At 60.5% G+C, this 17,818-nt stretch carries 14 protein-coding genes; 7 read left to right on the top strand and 7 right to left on the bottom strand.

Annotated features, from left to right (window positions below):
- The first annotated feature begins 29 nt into the window (after positions 1 to 29).
- Both RMR13_RS04435 and RMR13_RS04430 read left to right on the top strand, forming a co-directional pair.
- A complete protein-coding gene (locus tag RMR13_RS04435; protein ID WP_310599433.1) occupies positions 30 to 929 on the top strand; it encodes a universal stress protein in 900 nt (299 codons plus the stop codon).
- Positions 926 to 3,043 carry a SulP family inorganic anion transporter gene (locus RMR13_RS04430; RefSeq protein ID WP_310599432.1) on the top strand — a complete coding sequence of 706 codons (2,118 nt, stop codon included), beginning with the start codon at positions 926 to 928 and terminating at the stop codon, positions 3,041 to 3,043. The genes RMR13_RS04435 and RMR13_RS04430 overlap by 4 nt, the downstream gene beginning before the upstream one ends.
- Before the next feature lie 76 nt (positions 3,044 to 3,119).
- On the opposite strand, the gene RMR13_RS04425 is transcribed toward RMR13_RS04430, so the two are convergent.
- The gene (locus tag RMR13_RS04425; protein WP_310599431.1) at positions 3,120 to 4,760 is read right to left on the bottom strand and encodes a fatty acid--CoA ligase; all 1,641 of its coding nucleotides are present in this window, start codon (positions 4,758 to 4,760) and stop codon (positions 3,120 to 3,122) included.
- 276 nt (positions 4,761 to 5,036) lie between these two features.
- Between RMR13_RS04425 and RMR13_RS04420 the strand changes: the two genes are divergently transcribed.
- Together RMR13_RS04420 and RMR13_RS04415 are read left to right on the top strand one after the other, a co-directional pair.
- Positions 5,037 to 6,842, top strand: coding sequence for an LTA synthase family protein (locus tag RMR13_RS04420; protein ID WP_310599430.1), 1,806 nt, complete (start codon positions 5,037 to 5,039; stop codon positions 6,840 to 6,842).
- 22 nt (positions 6,843 to 6,864) lie between these two features.
- On the top strand, positions 6,865 to 8,169 hold the full coding sequence (locus RMR13_RS04415; RefSeq protein WP_310599429.1) for a helix-turn-helix domain-containing protein: 1,305 nt from the start codon (positions 6,865 to 6,867) through the stop codon (positions 8,167 to 8,169).
- Positions 8,170 to 8,226: 57 nt separating this feature from the next.
- On the opposite strand, the gene RMR13_RS04410 is transcribed toward RMR13_RS04415, so the two are convergent.
- The 5 genes from RMR13_RS04410 to RMR13_RS04390 form a co-directional block, all read right to left on the bottom strand.
- Positions 8,227 to 9,864 carry a glutamate synthase-related protein gene (locus RMR13_RS04410; protein WP_310599428.1) on the bottom strand — a complete coding sequence of 546 codons (1,638 nt, stop codon included), beginning with the start codon at positions 9,862 to 9,864 and terminating at the stop codon, positions 8,227 to 8,229.
- Positions 9,865 to 10,364: 500 nt separating this feature from the next.
- Entirely contained in the window at positions 10,365 to 11,078 is a 714-nt protein-coding gene (locus tag RMR13_RS04405; RefSeq protein ID WP_310599427.1) for a GAF domain-containing protein, read from the bottom strand.
- Between the two features lie 16 nt (positions 11,079 to 11,094).
- A complete protein-coding gene (locus RMR13_RS04400) occupies positions 11,095 to 11,337 on the bottom strand; it encodes a hypothetical protein (protein WP_310599426.1) in 243 nt (80 codons plus the stop codon).
- Positions 11,338 to 11,662: 325 nt separating this feature from the next.
- Complete coding sequence (locus RMR13_RS04395) at positions 11,663 to 12,985, bottom strand: M18 family aminopeptidase (protein WP_310599425.1); 1,323 nt, start codon at positions 12,983 to 12,985, stop codon at positions 11,663 to 11,665.
- A 34-nt stretch (positions 12,986 to 13,019) separates the two neighbouring features.
- On the bottom strand, positions 13,020 to 13,769 hold the full coding sequence (locus tag RMR13_RS04390; RefSeq protein WP_310599424.1) for a putative metalloprotease CJM1_0395 family protein: 750 nt from the start codon (positions 13,767 to 13,769) through the stop codon (positions 13,020 to 13,022).
- Positions 13,770 to 13,951: 182 nt separating this feature from the next.
- Here RMR13_RS04390 and RMR13_RS04385 point away from each other — a divergent pair, with 182 nt between their 5' ends.
- Positions 13,952 to 14,638, top strand: coding sequence for a DUF533 domain-containing protein (locus RMR13_RS04385; RefSeq protein WP_310599423.1), 687 nt, complete (start codon positions 13,952 to 13,954; stop codon positions 14,636 to 14,638).
- A 62-nt stretch (positions 14,639 to 14,700) separates the two neighbouring features.
- Here RMR13_RS04385 and RMR13_RS04380 read toward each other — a convergent pair whose 3' ends face one another.
- On the bottom strand, positions 14,701 to 15,696 hold the full coding sequence (locus RMR13_RS04380) for a TIGR00266 family protein (protein ID WP_310599422.1): 996 nt from the start codon (positions 15,694 to 15,696) through the stop codon (positions 14,701 to 14,703).
- 419 nt (positions 15,697 to 16,115) lie between these two features.
- On the opposite strand from RMR13_RS04380, the gene RMR13_RS04375 reads away from it, so the two are divergent.
- Both RMR13_RS04375 and RMR13_RS04370 read left to right on the top strand, forming a co-directional pair.
- Positions 16,116 to 16,595 (top strand): SET domain-containing protein-lysine N-methyltransferase, encoded by a 480-nt coding sequence (locus RMR13_RS04375; RefSeq protein WP_310599421.1) that lies wholly within the window; start codon positions 16,116 to 16,118, stop codon positions 16,593 to 16,595.
- A complete protein-coding gene (locus RMR13_RS04370; RefSeq protein ID WP_310599420.1) occupies positions 16,595 to 17,806 on the top strand; it encodes a diaminopimelate decarboxylase in 1,212 nt (403 codons plus the stop codon). Before RMR13_RS04375 ends, RMR13_RS04370 begins: the two co-directional genes overlap by 1 nt.
- Positions 17,807 to 17,818: the final 12 nt, after the last annotated feature.

Genomic DNA, 17,818 nt, shown 5'->3' with positions numbered 1-17,818 from the left:
ACTGATTGTTTTTTGCGCGAGGATTCGCCATGGACCAATTTTCCGGCACCCTGCTCGGCCGAGCCAAAACCTTGCTGCTGGCCACCGATGGCTCCCGCTTCAGCGAAGGGGCCGTGCAGGAAGCCATTTTTTTCGGACAAGCCTGCCGGGCCAAGGTGATTGTCCTGCATGTGGTGCCGACCCGAACCGAATCGATCGGGGCCGCCAATTTTGCCGTTCGGCAGAAGCGAAACGATCTGGCGCCGCATTTTGACCGTATCCGGGTCATGGCCGACGACAGCGGGGTGGAGATCGAAATCGTGGTGCTCGGCTCCAGCAATCCGGAAAAGACCCTAGTCGAGCAGGCTCGCCTGCGGCAGGCCGACGTCATCCTCATGGGACGCCGCGGCAAGGCCAACCGCTGGTCGCGGCTGGTGGGCAAGACCACGACCAGGGCGATTGCCCAGGGATTTCCCCGAATTGTGGTGGTGCCGAAGGATTGCACGCTCACCGGCCAGCACATTTTGGTGGCTGTGAACGATTCGCCCAACAGCCGGCAGGCGGCGCTGGAAGCCTTGAGCCTGGGGAGCGTCTGTCCCACGCTCCGGAAAATAACGGTCATGGCCGTTGCCCGGCGCCAGGAGGATCTCGCCGTGGCCAAACTCTTGGCGGACGCGGTCTGCGCCCAGGCGCGCCAAATGAATCTGGCCCTTGCCTGCGAGCCGCTGGCCGCGGAAGGCGATCCGGCGGATGCGGTGGTGATGGCGGCCCGGGAACGGGAGGTGGACATGATCCTCCTCGGCGGCCCCGGCCGGGGCGGGCTGGCCAAGATGCTCACCGGGCATGTGACGGAACATGTCATCGGCCGGACGCCCTGCGCGGTGCTGGTGGTTACCGCCCAGGACGGTGCCGAGACCCCATCATCTCCTTTGTCCGATCCGACCTTATGATCAGCAAGCTGGCGTCGCGTCTTTTTCCTTTCCTGGCCTGGTTTCCCATCGCCCCGCTGGTTTTGCGCGCCGATGTGATCGCCGGCATCACCGGGGCGCTGGTCCTGGTCCCCAAGGCCATGGCCTATGCGCAGCTGTCCGGCCTGCCGCTCCAGTTCGGCCTTTATACCGCCCTGATCCCGGCGGCGATCGGCGCCCTGTGGGGATCGTCGCGGCAGTTGGCCACCGGCCCGGTCGCCATCCTGTCCCTGATGACCGCCGCCGCGGTCGCCCCGCTGGCCCCTCCGGGATCGGAAGAGTACATCGGGCTGGTGCTGCTGCTCACCCTGATGGTGGGCTGCATCCAATTCGTGCTCGGCCTGGTCAAGCTGGGCAGCGCGGTCAATTTCGTTTCCCACCCGGTAATTCTCGGGTTCATGAACGCGGCCGCCCTGATCATCGGGCTTTCCCAGCTGGACATGTTCCTGGGGATTCCCAAGGGGCGCAGCGATTTTTTCCTCAAGGATGTCTGGGAGATGTTCAGCTACATCCCCCTGACCCACCTGCCCACCCTGGCGATGGCCGCTGCCAGCCTGGCGCTGATGCTGATCGTGCAGAAGATCCGGATTCTGGCCAAACCCGGGGTGCTGGCGGTCGTTGTCCTCGCCACTCTGGTGAGCGCCCTCATCGATTTTGAACATACCGCCACCGGCCAAATCGAGGATATTGCGGCGCCGGCGGCCAGGGAAATGATCCAGAACTACAACGCGACCACCCAACGCATCACGGACATGAACAACGCGGTGGCCAGCCTTGCGACGCGGTTGCGCCAAGCCGAGAAGGAATCCGATTCCCGGGTGGCGGCCGATCTGCGCTATCGCCTGGAGCTGCTCGACCTCGACATCAAGGCGGCGGAAAAGGAGGGCCGCAACCAATTGCGCGGCATTCGCAAGCTGTATTTCGTCCGCACTTCTCCCGCCGAGGGGCAGCCGGCCCAACTGTATCGGATGGGCGCGGTCCCGGAAGGCATGCAAACCGACGGCCGCCTGTGGCATGTCAAGAAGGTCGAGCAGGGGGGCTTGAAACTGAGCGGCGGCGGCGATGTGGTCGGAACCATTCCTTCCGGCCTGCCCGCGTTCCGCCTGCCCGCGATCAGTTTCGACGGGGTGCTGCAGTTGATGAGCGCGGCCCTGGTCATCGCCCTGGTGGGCTTCATGGAATCCATTTCCATGGCCAAGGCCATGGCCGGGAAAACCAAGCAACGGCTCGATCCCAATCAGGAGTTGATCGGCCAGGGCCTGGCCAACATCGGCGGTTCGTTCTTCCAGGCCTATCCGGCCTGCGGTTCCTTCACCGGTTCGGCGGTCAATCTACAGACCGGGGCGAAAACCGGCTTGGCCATGGTGTTCAACGGCGGCTTCGTGGCCGTGACCCTCCTGTTCCTGACCCCGTTGCTCCATCATCTGCCGCAGGCGGTGCTGGCGGCCAACAACCTCCTGGCGGTCTCGGGCCTGATCACTTTCCAGGCCTTCAAACATACCTGGAAGGCCAGCCGTGCCGACGGCATCGTGGCCCTGACCACCTTTGGCGTCACCCTCCTGGCCGCGCCCCACCTCGACAAGGGGGTGATCATCGGGGCCCTGCTGGCCATCGGCCATTACCTGTACCGGACCATGGCGCCTCGGGTGGCCATCCTCGGCCGGCACGAGGACGGCACCCTGCGGGATGTCAAATACCATCCCCATCTGGCCACCTCGACCAAGGTGGTGGCCATCCGGTTCGACGGTTCGCTCTATTTCGCCAATATCGCCCATTTCGAGGACGCGGTCCTCGGCGCCATGGCCGACCATCGCGAGGCCAGGTTCCTGTTGGTAGTTGCCGACGCCATCAACACCATCGATTCGTCGGGCGAGGAGATGCTCCACAACCTGGTGGGCCAGCTGCAACAGTCCGGGGTGGAGGTGGTCTTCTCCGGCTTGAAAAAACAGGTGCGCGATGTCATGCGGGCCACTGGCCTGGATGGCTTCATCGGCGAACAGAACATCTTTTCCACCGAGGATCAGGCCCTGGTCGCCATTTCCTGCCGCCTGGGCGAGGAGGGAGAGGCCTGCGCCCTGTTCAGGCCGAGGGGATGAGGCGGCGGCAAAAAAAAGGCGACCGTAAGGGACATTGCCCCGGCCGCCTTCTCCACCCGCCATGCGGGGGGGGATTCTATCCCAGGTGCTTGACGCGCAAGGTTTTCTTGTCGGTCTTGCCCACACTGGTCTTGTCGATGGATTCGACGAATCGGACCTTGAGCAGCATGGCCTGCTTGGACAAAAGCCCTTTGTCGATGAACTGGTTGATGTGGCCCACCAACTGCCGGGGCGTCGGGAGCACCGCATCCTTTTTCGGCACCACCAAGGCCAGGGGCCGTTCGCCCCATTTCTTGTCGAGCATGCCGATCACCGCCACTTCGGCCACGGCCGGATGGAGGCCGATCACATCCTCCAGTTCGAGCGAACTGAGCCATTCGCCGCCGGTCTTGATCACATCCTTGATCCGGTCGGTGATGCTGACATAGCGCCGCGCATCGATATTGGCCACGTCGCCGGTATGCAGATAGCCGCCTTTCCACAAATTTTCCGAATTGCGCTGGTCCTTGAGATACCCCTGGGTCAGCCAGGGCGCCCGCACCACCACCTCGCCGACCTGCTCGCCGTCGTGGGGCACTTCGTTCATCTGCTCGTCCAGCAGGCGCAACTGCACCAGCGGAATCGGCCGTCCGGTCTTGCAGCGCAGGGTCACCTCTTCCTCCTCGTTCAGATCGTCGCGGTCGACATGGGCAATGGTGAGGATCGGACAGGTCTCGGACATGCCGTAACCGGTGAACACGTCGATGCCGCGGTCCAGCACCTTCTTGCACATGGCCTTGGTCAGGGCCGAGCCGCCGATCAGCACCTTCCAGCCGGACAGGTCGAGTTCCTCGAAGCTGGGGTGGTTGACCAGCATGTGCATGACCGTGGGCACGCAATGGGAAAAGGTCGCCCCTTCCCGGGCCACCAGCTGGAGAATCGGGCCGGGGGCGTATTTGCCGGGGTACACCTGCTTGATGCCGAGCGTCGTGGCGACATAGGGCATCCCCCAGGCGTGGACGTGGAACATGGGGGTCAGGGGCAGATAAACGTCCTGTTGATGCACTCTTCCCTGGCTCGTCGGGGTGCCGAGGGCGATCAGGTTGGCCAGGGTGTGCAGCACCAGCTGGCGGTGGCTGAAATAGACGCCCTTGGGCATGCCGGTGGTGCCGGTGGTGTAAAAGGTGGTGGCCCGGGTGTTTTCGTCGAAATCCTGGAAATCGAAATGATCGCCGGCCCGGGCCAGCAACGCTTCGTATTCCCCGGCCAGGGGGAGAAAGGTCTGGGGCGGATGGTCGAGGTCGGAGAGCAGGACATAGCGTTTGACCGTGTCGATGCGGCCCTTGATCTGCTCGATGATCGGTAGGAACTCGTCGTTGAGCAGGAGATAGTCGTCCTCGGCATGGTCGATGGTGTAGAGGATCTGCTCCGGCGACAGCCGGACGTTGATGGTGTGGAGGATCGCCCCCAGCATCGGCACCGCGAAGAAGCACTCGAGATAGCGATGGCTGTCCCAATCCATCACCGCCACGGTGTCGCCCGGCTTGACCCCCAGCGCGGTGAGGGCGTTGGCCAGCCGATGCACCCGCTTGCGGAAATCCCGGTAGGTGTAGCGCAACTGATCGCGATAGACGATCTCCTGGTCCGGGTTGTCGACCGCCGGGGCAAGCAACAGGTTCTTGATCAGCAGGGGATAGGTGTAGGCCGAGGCGGTGCGCTGAATGAGGGTGGCGGTCATGTTTGTCCTTTTCTTGAAAATCGGGCAAGCAACAGGGTACAATTCGGTGCTCACCATTAACTGAACCGGCGGGCGCTTGTCAAACAGGTTCGACGGCAGAGCGCAAAAAGCCAGGAGACGGCGGCCGTGCCGAGGTGGTAAAATATCTGTTGACGGATCATTTTTCTCTTACGATAGTGTCTGCCATCAATGGACCCACCCCAATGCTGCACCGGTCGGTTCGTGCCCGAGACGTGGGCCATCTTTCACTCCATCCGTTTTCTCTGCAAACAATCCATGGCTGTAATCCACATGATCGCGGCAATCGCGCGCAAAACCGCGCGGGGTGTCGTCAGTGCAATCGTTTTTTTGCTTTTCAACCGCTACACCGCCTTCATCATCGGGGTCTACGCCTACTCTCTGCTCATCCTGCACCTGGGCGGACTGGGGGGCATGTTCGGAGCCATCGAGATCCGGTCGATGTGGCTGTTCCCCCTGGATCAGGTCCGGGGAGCATACCTCAAGAAGGAATATCTGGAGCTGTTTTTCCTGTTCTACCTGTACTGCTATTTCAACGCCATCTTGCGTCCATCCCGCTGGCAGGCGCTGCTGGCGGCGTTGCCCCTGTTGTTGGCCTATCTTGGCCAGGACATTTATTTTTTGATGTACAGCAACGTGTTTCGGGCTGCGGAGCTGGGCGAGGTGCCCGAGTTGATCGAGGTGATGACCTGGCCGTATCTCCTGGGCCTGCTGTTCCTGGTCGGGCTGCCGCTGGGATTCTTTCTCTGGTCGATCGACTATCGCAAGTATAGGGTCATCGTGTCCGGGGCGTTGCCGCCGGCCCTGCTGATCGCCGCCACGGTCTACTATCCCGGGCAGTATATCGAGATGTACCGCAAGGTGGGCCAGGAGATTGTCGATTGGTCCGACAAGGACACCCTGGAGAACAACGGCCGCTTCATGATGTTGCTCTACCGCGAGGCGGAGCGGCATCTGGCCCAGGTCAAGACCGAGCTGTTCCGCAACCGCGCCCAGTACGAAGAACAGGCGAGGCAATTTGCCACCTGGCTCAAGGAAAGCGGCGGCCCCAAGCGCAATGTCCACCTGGTGGTGATGGAAAGTTTCTTCGATCCCACCCTGTTCAAGGGCGCCACCTACACCAAGAACCCGCTGCATCCGAGTTTCAGGAAGCTGTTCGGCAACAAATGGGGCTTTTCGCTTTCGCCCGTGGTGGGCGGCAAGACCGCCCAGGCTGAATTCGAGGTGCTGTGCGGCGTGCCGGCCTTCGAGGAAATGAGCGGGGTGGAGTTCAACAGCTTCACCGGGGCCTCAGCCTACTGCCTGCCCGGTAAGCTGGAGTTGGCCGGCTACCAGACCATGGCCTCCAACGCCTTTAACCCCAGCTTCTTCAACACGCCCAACGCCTACCGGGGCATGGGCTTTGGCAAGATGTTCTTTCCCCGCGAATTTGCCGGCGGCAACGATACCTATTTGATCAAGGGCGATACCACCGGCGAAGGGGAATATATGTTCGACAGCGTCATCTTCTCCCAGAATCTCGACTATGTTGCCAAGCTGCTGCACGAAAAGAACGCGCCGCCGCTTTTCAACTACGTGCTGACCATCTACGGCCACTTCCCGCACAAAATAAACGAGGAAAAACGGCCGAAGGTACTGAAGATGATTTCCGACTTCGAGGATGAGCAGCTCGAGCGGGGGGCGAATCAAATGTACTACCGCACCCAGGCCGTGGCCGACTACGTCAACCGCTTGATCGAGCTCGATCCCAAAAGTCTGATCATCCTGGTGAGCGACCACCTGCCTCCGGGACAGCACGGGCGAAGAAGCTTCCAGAAACTGCGTTATCTCGACAACAGCAACGAAAGCCTGAACATGAACCGGATCATGGTCATCGAGGAGGGCAAACCGAAAAAATACGCGGTGGTCCACCACTACGACATCCCGGCCATGGTGTACAATTTCGTCTCCAACGGGGCGTACTGCAAGGTCAACACCTGCGGCTTCGTGGAGAACAAGCTGCTCGACGATCGCATGCAGCGGCACGACGACTACATGCGGACCATGGCGCACGCGGCCAAATGAGGAGGATGGGCACGGTATGGAGATGATGAAGAAGAAACCGGTTTCCTCGGGCATTGCCCAGCTCGACAATCTGCTCGGCGACCTCTACATCGGCGACAATGTCCTGTGGTATGAGGATGCGGGCAGCCTGACCTCGGTGTTTTGCATCCACTTCATCCGCGAATCGCTGGCCCTGAAAAAGCCGACCATCTACGTCAGCTTCGACCGGTCGCCGAAAAACGTCGTCACTTTCCTCGGCCCGCTGGCCGAAAGCCAGAATTTTACCATCCTCGACTGCTTCACCAACGGCAAAGGCGATCGCTCCGAAGTATTCGGCAAATTTTATGAAAAGGACGGAGCCCAATGGCCCTATCAGGTCATCCGGGTCAACGATCCGACGCACCCTGGCCAGGTGGCCGAGGCCATTTACGGGCTGCATGCCAACCTATCCGGCGACACCCGCTTCATCATCGACAGCCTGACCGGCATGCAGGATCTCTGGGGCGGCGAGGAGCAGGTGATGAAATTCTACGCCCGCACCTGCCCCCGCCTGTACGAACTCGACACCATCGCCTACTGGATTGTCGAGAAGGATGCCCATTCCAGCCGCCTGCGGGCCAATATCAACAAGATAACCCAGGTGGCCATCGATCTGGCCATCAAGAACGACAAGCCGGCGCTGAAGATCATCAAGGCCGAGAAACGCAACTCGCGTTTTCTCAACGAGCCGCAATCCTTCACCTGCACGGGTACCGAAATCGTTTTCGAACTGCCCAAGCCGCTGCCGGAACGGCTGGATTTGGGCGGGAGAATCAAGGCGATGCGGAAGAAGCAAGGGCTCAGCCAAAAGGACTTGGCCGAGAAAATCGGGGTGACGCCGAGCAGCATTTCCCAGGTGGAAAAAAACCTTATCTATCCGTCCATACCGGCGCTGTTTCGCCTGGCCGAGAGCCTTGCGGTCGATGTGGGCTATTTTTTCGAGGGGACGCAAGCCGCCGGCTGGTCGAGGTGCGTGTTTCGCCTTGGCGACGGGGTGGGGGCGCGGCTCGAAGGCGCCGCCAGGGGCCAGGTCGAGGGCATCCGGCTGCTGCCGCCGTCCATCCGGGATGCCGAAACCGAACCGTATCTGCTCAGGATCGAACCCGGCAGAAAGGTGGTGGGGCATTTTTTTCGCCACAAAGGCGACGAATTGGGCTATGTCCTGGCGGGAACCCTGGTGTTCTGGGTGAACGGCCAACGGCAGGAGGCGGTGGCCGGCGATCTCATCTATCTGAAAACGGATTCGCCGGAGCAGTGGGAAAATGCCGACGAAACAACGGCCGAACTGCTCTGGTTGATCGTCAAATAGGGCTCGGCCTCGATCCGGGCGGGAGAGCCCCGCCCGGAAATGAAGCCGTACTACATTTCACGCGGCAAGAATTTTCTTGGCGCTCTGGTCGTTGGCATCGGTGATGTACGTGATGCCCGTTTCCTTGGCTGTTTCCCGGTTGCCGGCAAACAGGTCGTTGCGGCTGAGGGTGTTCATCCGGAACTTGCGGGCCCCGGCCATCAGCTGCTGCAGGCCGCAAGCCAGCTTGTCGGCCATGGTCCACATGGCGACGGCACCGAACGGAATATTTTTCATCTCGTCCTTGCCCACCTTCTTTTCCACATCGTAATAGGAGGCAAAGATCTCCTCCGCCGAGTTGCCCATGGCGGCGATGCTGGCCGGCAGCTTGTCCCAGTTGCCGTTGACCTTTTCACGCCGCTCCGGATGGAGCGCCCCTTCGATGTTGGCGCCGAGGAAGCCGGGGATCATGATGCCGCGGCCCATGCAGATCAGTTTGGTGAAGGGCGCGCCCAGGGCCAGCCCCTTGAAGATGCTGTCTTCCAGGGCAAAGCCGCCGGCAAAGGAGAGATCGACCACCTTTTTGCCCTGGGCGGCGAGGAGGCTGGCGTACTCGTAGGCCTTGGCGTGCAGGTTGATCGAGGGCACGCCCCAGCTCTGCATCATGTTCCAGGGGCTCATGCCGGTACCGCCGCCCGCGCCGTCGATGGTCAGCAAGTCGAGCTTGGCTTCGGAGGCGAACTTGATGGCCATGGCCAACTCTTCCATGCCATAAGAGCCGGTTTTGAGCGAGATGCGCTTGAAGCCGATCTTGCGCAAATAATCGACCGTTCTCATGAAATCCTCGCGGACCAGGTCCACGGTTTCGAGGTTGGTGCCGCCCAGCCTGCTGTGGCGGGCAAATGCCTTGATCGCTTTCTTTTCAAAGGCCTTCTGCACTTCGGGCAGGCTCGGGTCCGGGTCGACGATGTAGCCGCGATTCTTGAGGAATTGGGCATAGTTGATGCTCGTCACCTGGATTTCGCCCCCGATATCCTTGGCGCCCTGGCCCCATTTCAACTCGACGATGCAGCGGTCGCCGTATTTCTCGACCACGTACTCGGCCACGCCGTTGCGGGTGTCCTCGACGTTCAACTGGACGATGACGGCGCCGTAGCCGTCATGGTAGCGCAGATAGGTGTCGATGCGCCGGTCCAGTTCCGGGGCCTTGGAGATTCTGCCGTTCTTGATCTCCGAGTTTTTGTCCACGCCGACCACATTCTCGCCGACTACGATGGGGATACCGATCAGGGCGCCGCCAACGGCAAAGGAATCCCAGTATTTGGCGGCGATGAAGGTCGAGCCCAGGGCGCCGGTCATGAGGGGCAGGCGGGATTTGGTCTTGATCTCGTTGCCGAACTCGGTGGTCAGGTCCACGTTGGGAAAAATACAGTTATCCGGATCGTTGGGCAATCCCTCGGGCAGCCCCTGGGCACCGTAGGCGTAGCCCTGGATACGCAGGGAGTTGTAGGACACGCCCACATGGGTGACATTGTTGGCGCCGGCTGTGACCACCCCGAAATCGCGGGGATAGAGCAGCTTTCTTCCGACCAGGCTCGATTTCCAGGTCTCGCATTGGCCCATGCAGTCGGCACGGCACAGGGTGCACAGTCCGGATTCCGCAGGATTACCCCTGTTGGTGGTTCCCAATACATCGTTATTTTTCGCAAAACGCATGGCTTTCCTCCTTAGTTTTCTTAATCCGATTGCCAGCGAACTTCAGCCAGGTTCCAACTCGGAAACTCGGCGTTGTTCTTTACGGCTGTGAGAGCCGGTTGATTGCAATGAGCTCTCTTGCGGCGTTCGAGATGACAATGTGGTGAGCGTTGTCATTGTACCGAACGTCCCCCGTTTGTCATTTCTACGAACGCAAAAGGGAGAAATTTCAAGAAATTTCAGCAAAATGCCGTCCGAGATGGAGTCGGCTGAATTTTAGTGGCAATCGGTTCTTTTATGGGACGAGTTGTTTCAAAAAAAAGGTACTAGCGCTGCCAGCGTGAGCGCACATGCCGAAAAAAAAAGGCGTCTGCCCCCGTAAAGGGAGACAGACGCCTTTGTCGTGTCGGAATATGCGAAACTGAGGAGGGATGCACGCCATTGTGCACCCGGTCTCTACGTAATTCCTTTATTCAAACTTAATTTATTTGTCAACAAATAAATTTTAATCGATTGTCGGTTCAGTACAACTCGTCGGCGAGCAAAATGGCTTCCGCCACCTCCAGCATGGTTTTGCGCAAATCCATGCTCCGCTTCCGCATCCATTTGTATGCATCGTCGCCGTTGAGCGATTGGCGCTCCATGACGATTTCCTTGGCCCGTTCGATTTTTTTCCGCGCCTTCAGCTCTTCTTCGATGATCTTGGTGTTGATGATCAACTCGGTGTTGCGAATGGCCACCGCCGCCTGGTTGGCCACCGCGGTGAGTAGATTGATGTCGGTGCTGGAAAAATCGTGTGGGGCGGAGGTGAAGCAATTGAGTGCGCCGATAATTTTTTCCTTCTTGCCTTGCAGGGGGACGCCAATCATGGAAACCAGGCCCAGTTTCCGGGCCATGGCCTTTTCCTTGAAAATATCGCACTGCAGGACATCGGCGATGATCAGGGGCTTTTGGGTGGACACCACGTATCCCACCACGCCTTCGTCCAGATTGAGCGAACGATCGATCATGTATTCGGGCTCAATGGCCTGGGTGGCCTTGAGGCGGATCTTGGGCGGCGTGGAGTTCTCGTCGATCAGCCACAGCGAGCAGATGTCGACGCCGGTGACCTTGGCGACCACCATGACGATCAATTTGAAAATATCCTCGAGGAAAAGATCCGAGGTGACCGCCTGGCTGATATCCATCAACGCCTTGATATAGTGGTCGTAACTCTGGTGATGATGTTCGGTCATGAGCTGGCGGGGACGATCAGTTGACGCTTTGCCGTTCCAGGTATTGGAGGCCCTTGCGGGTGATCAGCGACAGGCGGTGATCGACGTTGCTCTCGATCACGCCCATGTCGTTCATGATTTTCAGCAGCAGATGCGTCTCGGACATGCTGAGGTTCAAGTGGTTGGCAATGTGGTCGGAGTCGACCAATTGCGGGCTCGGGTTCCGCAAATTCTGCGACAGGATCTGCAGCACCTGGATTTTTTTGGCTTTGAGTGGCATGGCAAACCTCTTGGCCGGATGGGCGGCGCAGGTGGCTACGGTTGTCTGCCGCTGGAGGCGGTAATGCGGGCCGGGGCTGTCGTTCCGGCGTGAATAAGCCCCGCGACGAGAATGAATACGATCAAAAATCGTACCGCGACAAGGGATGGCGGGCAAGGGAAATTAAATAAAAATTAATTTTTATTTGCATAAATTATTTTTAATAATACGTCGGGCGACGGCCATAAACAGCGGCTTCGGCCGGCAAGGATGCGGGAAAGGAGAAGGCGAAACGTGCCGGAAATTTGCGGTGTTGCCGGTGCGGACAGGTAAGAGAGGGAGAGCTTCAGGGATTGATTTCGGGGCAGCGGATGCCTTGGTCTTCTGCCGAGAAGAATGCGGCCAGGGCCCGCAGCAGATACCAGCCGTCGAGATGGCCGACTGTTTCCCGGATCGAGTGCATGGCCAGTTGCGGCACGCCCACGTCGACCGTGGCAACGCCGATTTCGGCCGCGGTGAGGGGACCGATGGTGGAACCGCAGGCCAGGTCGTTGCGCATGACGAACTGCTGGCAGGGCACGCCGGCCTTGTCGCAGAAACGGCGGAATAGGGCACCGGTCAGGCAATCGGTGGCGTATCGCTGATTGGCATTGGCCTTGATGACCGGTCCGCCGTTGAGCCGAGGCAAATGTTCGGGGTCGTGTTTCGCGGCAAAGTTGGGATGCACCGCATGGGCATTGTCCGCCGAGACGAACAGCGAGCCGGCGATCACCTGCCGGCGCAGGTCGGTGTCGGGGTACAGGCGTTCCAGCACGCTCTGGAGGAAGGGGCCTTGCGCCCCGGCGGCGGACACGCTGCCCACCTCCTCGTGATCGTTGAGAATAATGAGCCGGTTCCGGTCGGTTCCGGATTGCACCAAGGCTTGGAGGATGGCGTGGCAGGAAAGCAGGTTGTCCAGCCGGGAGCCGGTGATCAATTCGCCTTGCAGACCGACCCGGCCCAACGGCTGGGTATCATAGAGGAACAGATCGAAGGCCAGAATGGCCGCCTGGGCGGCTTCGGGGTGGCGGCCGGCAAGTTCGTCGCGCAGCAGGGCGTGGAAATCCGGCGGTACGGTTGCAGTCGACAACGCCACCAGCGGCACCAGGTCGGTCTGCTTGTTGATACTTCTTTTGTCGTTGGCCTCGCGGTCGAGATGGATGGCCAGGCTGGGGATGACCGCCAAGGGCCGCCGGCAGTCGATCAGGCTGCATCGCAAGATGCCGTCGTTTCCGCTCCAACTGACCCGGCCGGCGATGGACAGCGGGCGGTCGAACCAGGGAGCGAGCAGGGCGCCGCCGTACACCTCGATCCCTATCTGGACGCAGCCGTGCCGCATCTGGATGGGGTTGGGTTTGATCTTCAGGCCCGGGCTGTCGGTGTGGGCGCCGACCATCCGAAGCGGGGTGCCGGTTTGCGGGCTGTGGCTCAGGGTGAAGGCGATCAGGCTGGCGTCGTTGCGGGTGAGGTAATAGGAGCCCGGGGCGAGGATACCCCAGGTGTCGGCCTCGCGCAGGCGTCGGAATCCGCGGCTTTGCAGCAGGGCCGCGCTGTTTGCCACCGCATGGTAGGCGGTCGGGGAACGGTCGATATAGGCAAAGAGGTCGTCGAGATAGTCGCTGGCTTGCATGGCTGGTGCCGTTGGTTGGGCTGGGGAGGGCGAGTCAGGCGAATACGTCTACCGGCATGTGTTCCTCGCTTGCCGCTGCGGAACGAACAGAGGAAGATGGCTGGTCGTCCCGATTGTCCGGAGCGTCGTTATCCATCTCTTGGCGGACATCGGCGGCCTTTTGGGCCTGCAACTCCTGGCGGGCCTGGCTTGCCGTGGCCGCGGCGGTGGCGGCAATGGCGCGGTCGGCCGCCGAGGGTTCGGCCGGAGCCAGGGCGGCCTGCTTGACCGCTTCCATTTTCTCGATGGTTTCTTCCGGCGTGGCTGCCTTGCCGGTGTCGATTGGCACCTCGCCGCCGATCGCATACTGCCGTCCGTCGGGTCCCTGCTGGTAGGTATAGCTGGCGCCGCCCCGGGCGTGCTGTCCGGCGCTGGCAAGATGCGCCATCTCGTGCGCCCTCACCTCGCGGTCGCGGGACTGGAGCTCCCTAATCATCTTCGTTTCCGCCGCGGTCAACTCCTGGGAACCGGCCGAAGTGCCTTTTTCCTGCGCCGCGCCATCGGTTTTCGCCTCTCCGGCTGCCGCTTGGCCCTCCTTGCCGGAGTCTCCGTTTTTCCTCGATTTTTCGATGCCTGCCGCCGACAGACTCACTTGATCTCGATAGGTGTCGACGCTTGTGCTCCCCTGGTCGCCGAGGACCGCCACGGGACGCACCGGCTCCGAGCGCAGCGAAACGTCCGTCCGTCCGCTGCGGTCGTAGGCGGTGTTCAGGGAGGAGTGGGCAAAAGAGGTGGCCGTCAACATAAGCAACAGGAAAAAATGGTATAGTTTACAACTTGACTATACGCTATCATAACCCCTGGAGACAAGCCGAATTTTTCGTGGAAGCGAGGTTGGTTGGTTGGGTGGAAGGGGCTCGGAAGCCGGAGGTCTGGCGATTCCGTCGAGCCGCCGCGATGCAACAGATTTCAGCAGGAGGTGAGACTATGTTCGATGTGGAAAAGCTGTTGGGAAAGATGGTCGGCGAAGTGGTCGGCAAGAGCGGTTCGTGGGGAGGCGGCAAGGCCTCGAAGCTGGGCGGGCTGGGAGCCGGTTCCGGTTTGATGACGCTCATCGGTCTCGGTGTCGGCGCCTATGAGATATTGCAACAGCAAAAACAGCAGTCCTCGGCCGGCGGCCAAACGCAGCCTCCTCCTCCGCCAGGTGCCGGCATGGGCGGTTCCGTGCCACCTCCCCCGCCGCCGATAGCGACTCAAGCCGCCCAATCTAGTCCGCTTTTGCCCGGGGGCGAGGTGCCGAATGCGGCCGCGCTGCCGGCCGGAGGATTGGGGGCCAGGGAACTGGCAACGCGTATGATCCAGGTCATGGTGGCCGCCGCCCACGCCGACGGCGGCATGGACGCCGACGAGGAAAGGGCCGTGCTGGATCGGCTGCGGGGCGCGGAATTGACCCAGGAAGAAAAAATGTTTCTGCTGGAGGAACTCCATCGGCCCCAGCGCCTCGAGGCATTGGTCGCGGGCATCGACGACCCGGCGGTGGCGAAAACCATGTACATGTTGGCCGTCGCCGCCATCACCATCGATACCGAGGCGGAACGGGCCTGGCTCGATCAACTGGCGGAACGCCTCGGCATCAGCCAAGGAATGCGGTCGTTTCTCGAAGAACAGCGCTGAAGGCGATATCGGCGGGCAGGGGGAATGCGCCGGTTTCCTGCCCGCCGGTGGCGATAGAATGTTTATCGCTCAAAGATATTGGCCAGGCCGCCCAACACCGAACCTTCACCCTTGCCGCCGCCCCCGGTCTGGGGTGCGGCTTCCCAGATGCGTCCGGCCAGGCGGGAGAAGGGCAGGGATTGCAGCCAGACATGCCCCGGTCCGCGCAGGGTGGCGAAAAAGAAGCCTTCGCCGCCGAAGATTGCTGACTTGATATTGCCGACAAATTCAATGTCGTACTCCACCGAGCCGGTCAGGGCCACCAGGCAGCCGGTATCCACCCGCAGAAGTTCGCCGGCCGCTAGTTCTTTTTCGACGATGGTGCCGCCGGCATGGACGAAGACCAGGCCGTCGCCGTCCAGCTGTTGCATGATGAAGCCCTCGCCGCCGAACATGGCCACCCCGATTTTCTTCTGAAAGGCAATCCCCATTGAAACGCCCTTGGCCGCGCAGAGAAAAGCGTCCTTCTGGCAGACGATCCGGCCGTTGTATTTGGTGAGTTCCAATGGGATGATCTTGCCCGGATAGGGAGCGGCAAACGCCACCTTGCCCTTGCCGCTGCCGATGAAAGTGAACATGGTGATGAACAGGCCTTCGCCGGTGATCAGCCGTTTGCCGGCACCAAGCATCTTGTCGAGGAAGGAGCCGGAATTGCCGGAACGGGAGCCGTCGCCGAACACCGTTTCCATCGCCACCTGATCGTGCATGTACATCATCGCCCCTGCCTCGGAAACGACGCTTTCCTGGGGATCCAGCTCGATTTCGACGAACTGCATCTCGTTGCCGAAAATGGTGTAGTCGATTTCGTGCGCTTCCTGGCCAAAGACCGGCGGGGGAACAGGGGCGCCTTGGCCGGTCCGCAGTTCCGCCACCTTGCCTGCCGGTTGCCAATCGGCAAAGCCGTCGCGCCAGACCAGGGTTGTCTCGTTGTATTGGCCCGAAGCCAGGCCGCCAAGAAGCTGTTGCAGGGTGAAAGGGCCCAGGGATTTGCCGTCTGCGGCAACAAACCAGTTTGACATGGAGAACCTCCGGCCTACTGTGGGGAAATGAGGGAATGCCTTCTTTTGAACAATGGTACCGGGATTGGTTGGCGGTGCAAGGAAAATGTTTATATCTCCTGGCAATTGCACGATTTTTTCGCTTGAATGCCAGGTGGTGCGAACCGGAGTCCGGAGCGGTTGAAAACGTTTTGCGCTTCTTTTTCATCCGGAGTCTGATGGCTGCCGCCCCATCCCGGTTGACGTCAAGACGGTGCTCATATTTTTTTGAGTAATATTAACACGTTAAATGGTAAATTATTTTTTATGCCCACCTGTTTATAGTCCTTGCCAAGGACTCGGAAGAGCTGTATAGAGCACTGCTTTTATATGGCTGCCTTTTCCCATGCAACAGCGCGCTGTTGATGCAGTCTGTACTTCCACATTCGAGGAAAACGCTCATGTTGTACCCGGACCTGTTCGGCAAAGATCCGCTCTTTCCCAAAAACTCTGATTTCGCGGTGGTGTTCAAAGACGATGCGGTCGGTCGGGGCGTAATGACCTACCGTGGCTTCAATAAAGGCGAGGTCATCGCCAGGATGGCCGGGCACGTTGTCCACGATATCAGGCAACACACCCTGCAACTCTCACCGGATACTCATCTGTACGACCCCTATTTTTCCGGATTTTTTCTTCATTCCTGCTCGCCCAATATTTCGCTGAACATGGTGGATTTGATCGTCGTGGCCCTCAGGGATATTCCGGCCAACAACTACCTGTACATGGATTACGCCGAAACCGAGGACGTGCTGTTCAAGCAATTTCCCTGTTCCTGCGGTGCCGACTGCTGTCGCGGCTGGATCACCGGCCGCAAGGAAATGATCAGCGGGGAGATCATTCCGCCCGATTACCTGGCCCAGCTCAACCAGGGCCTGCGTTGATGCCGGACGCCTCTTTGCCCTGGTGGCAACGGGAGGATCTGGGCTACCGGGACGGACGCCTCGTTTTCGCCGGCCGGCCGGTCCAGGCCCTGGCTGATCGGTTCGGCACGCCATCTTTCGTATATTCCGCTGCCCGGATCCGGGCGAACCTCGACCGGCTGCATGGCGTGCTTGCCGCCGCCGGACTGGCCGGTCGGTTTTCGCTCTACTATGCCATGAAGGCCAACCGGTTCGCGCCGCTGCTGACCTTCCTCAAGCAAAGCGGCCTGTGCGGCATCGATGCCTGTTCGCCGGCAGAGGTCGAGCATGCGGTGAGCTGCGGTTTCTCGCCCGAGGAGATCTCCTTTACCGCAACCAGCCTCTCCGCGCGGGATCTGGGTTTGCTCGCCCGTTACGACGGCCTGTTCATGGATTGCGATTCCCTGCATGCCATCCGGAGCTGGGGCGCGCGCAAGCCCGGCACCGCCATCGGCCTGCGGGTCAACCCCGGCATGGGAATCGGCCGGGCCGCCAACGACAAGCTCCACTATGCCGGCGCGGTCACTACCAAGTTCGGCATCTACGAGGAACAGTTCGCCGAGGCCCTGGCAACGGCCAAGGCGTACGATCTCAGGGTCGTCAAGATCCATTTTCATACCGGCTGCGGCTATCTGACCCCGCAGTTGGAGCAGCTTTCGCGGATTATCGGTCATTGTCTCCGATTCGTGGAAGCGGCGGGGGAGGTGGAACGGGTCAATATCGGCGGCGGCCTGGGAGTGCCCCATGTGGCCGCCGACCAACCTCTTGATCTGCGGCAATGGGCGGACGTGCTCCGGCGCCAGTTCGGTGACAGGGGATTGCACGTGGAAATCGAGCCGGGGGATTACATCGTCAAGGATGCGGGCATCCTGTTGGTGGAGAAAACCTACGTCGAGCGGAAAGAGGATGTGCTGTTCGTTGGGGTCGACGCCGGTTTCAACATCGCCCCGGAGCCGGCCCACTACAGCCTGCCGTTTCTGCCGTTGCCGCTCCGCGATGCGGACGGTCCGCGCCTGGCGGCCCAGGTGGTCGGCAACATCAACGAAGCCTTGGATGTATGGTATGAAAATGCCCAACTGCCCGACCTGGCCGACCACACCCACCTGGCCTTGATAAACGCCGGGGCCTATTCCTCGGCCATGGCTTCGCAGCACTGCCTGCGCGGCCAGTTCAAGGAATTTCTGCTGTTCTGAACAACCGCCTGT

The sequence above is a fragment of the Desulfobulbus sp. genome (assembly GCF_031547805.1).
In the GTDB taxonomy this organism is placed as follows: Bacteria; Desulfobacterota; Desulfobulbia; order Desulfobulbales; family Desulfobulbaceae; genus Desulfobulbus.
This window is presented reverse-complemented; position numbering and strand designations above follow the sequence as displayed.

Bases quoted from the DNA above. Each gene is read 5' to 3' on its own strand.
- RMR13_RS04435 (WP_310599433.1), top strand. From the start codon at position 30: ATGGACCAATTTTCCGGCACCCTGCTCGGCCGAGCCAAAACCTTGCTG.
- RMR13_RS04430 (WP_310599432.1), top strand. From the start codon at position 926: ATGATCAGCAAGCTGGCGTCGCGTCTTTTTCCTTTCCTGGCCTGGTTT.
- RMR13_RS04425 (WP_310599431.1), bottom strand. From the start codon at position 4,760: ATGACCGCCACCCTCATTCAGCGCACCGCCTCGGCCTACACCTATCCC.
- RMR13_RS04420 (WP_310599430.1), top strand. From the start codon at position 5,037: ATGGCTGTAATCCACATGATCGCGGCAATCGCGCGCAAAACCGCGCGG.
- RMR13_RS04415 (WP_310599429.1), top strand. From the start codon at position 6,865: ATGATGAAGAAGAAACCGGTTTCCTCGGGCATTGCCCAGCTCGACAAT.
- RMR13_RS04410 (WP_310599428.1), bottom strand. From the start codon at position 9,864: ATGCGTTTTGCGAAAAATAACGATGTATTGGGAACCACCAACAGGGGT.
- RMR13_RS04405 (WP_310599427.1), bottom strand. From the start codon at position 11,078: ATGACCGAACATCATCACCAGAGTTACGACCACTATATCAAGGCGTTG.
- RMR13_RS04400 (WP_310599426.1), bottom strand. From the start codon at position 11,337: ATGCCACTCAAAGCCAAAAAAATCCAGGTGCTGCAGATCCTGTCGCAG.
- RMR13_RS04395 (WP_310599425.1), bottom strand. From the start codon at position 12,985: ATGCAAGCCAGCGACTATCTCGACGACCTCTTTGCCTATATCGACCGT.
- RMR13_RS04390 (WP_310599424.1), bottom strand. From the start codon at position 13,769: ATGTTGACGGCCACCTCTTTTGCCCACTCCTCCCTGAACACCGCCTAC.
- RMR13_RS04385 (WP_310599423.1), top strand. From the start codon at position 13,952: ATGTTCGATGTGGAAAAGCTGTTGGGAAAGATGGTCGGCGAAGTGGTC.
- RMR13_RS04380 (WP_310599422.1), bottom strand. From the start codon at position 15,696: ATGTCAAACTGGTTTGTTGCCGCAGACGGCAAATCCCTGGGCCCTTTC.
- RMR13_RS04375 (WP_310599421.1), top strand. From the start codon at position 16,116: ATGTTGTACCCGGACCTGTTCGGCAAAGATCCGCTCTTTCCCAAAAAC.
- RMR13_RS04370 (WP_310599420.1), top strand. From the start codon at position 16,595: ATGCCGGACGCCTCTTTGCCCTGGTGGCAACGGGAGGATCTGGGCTAC.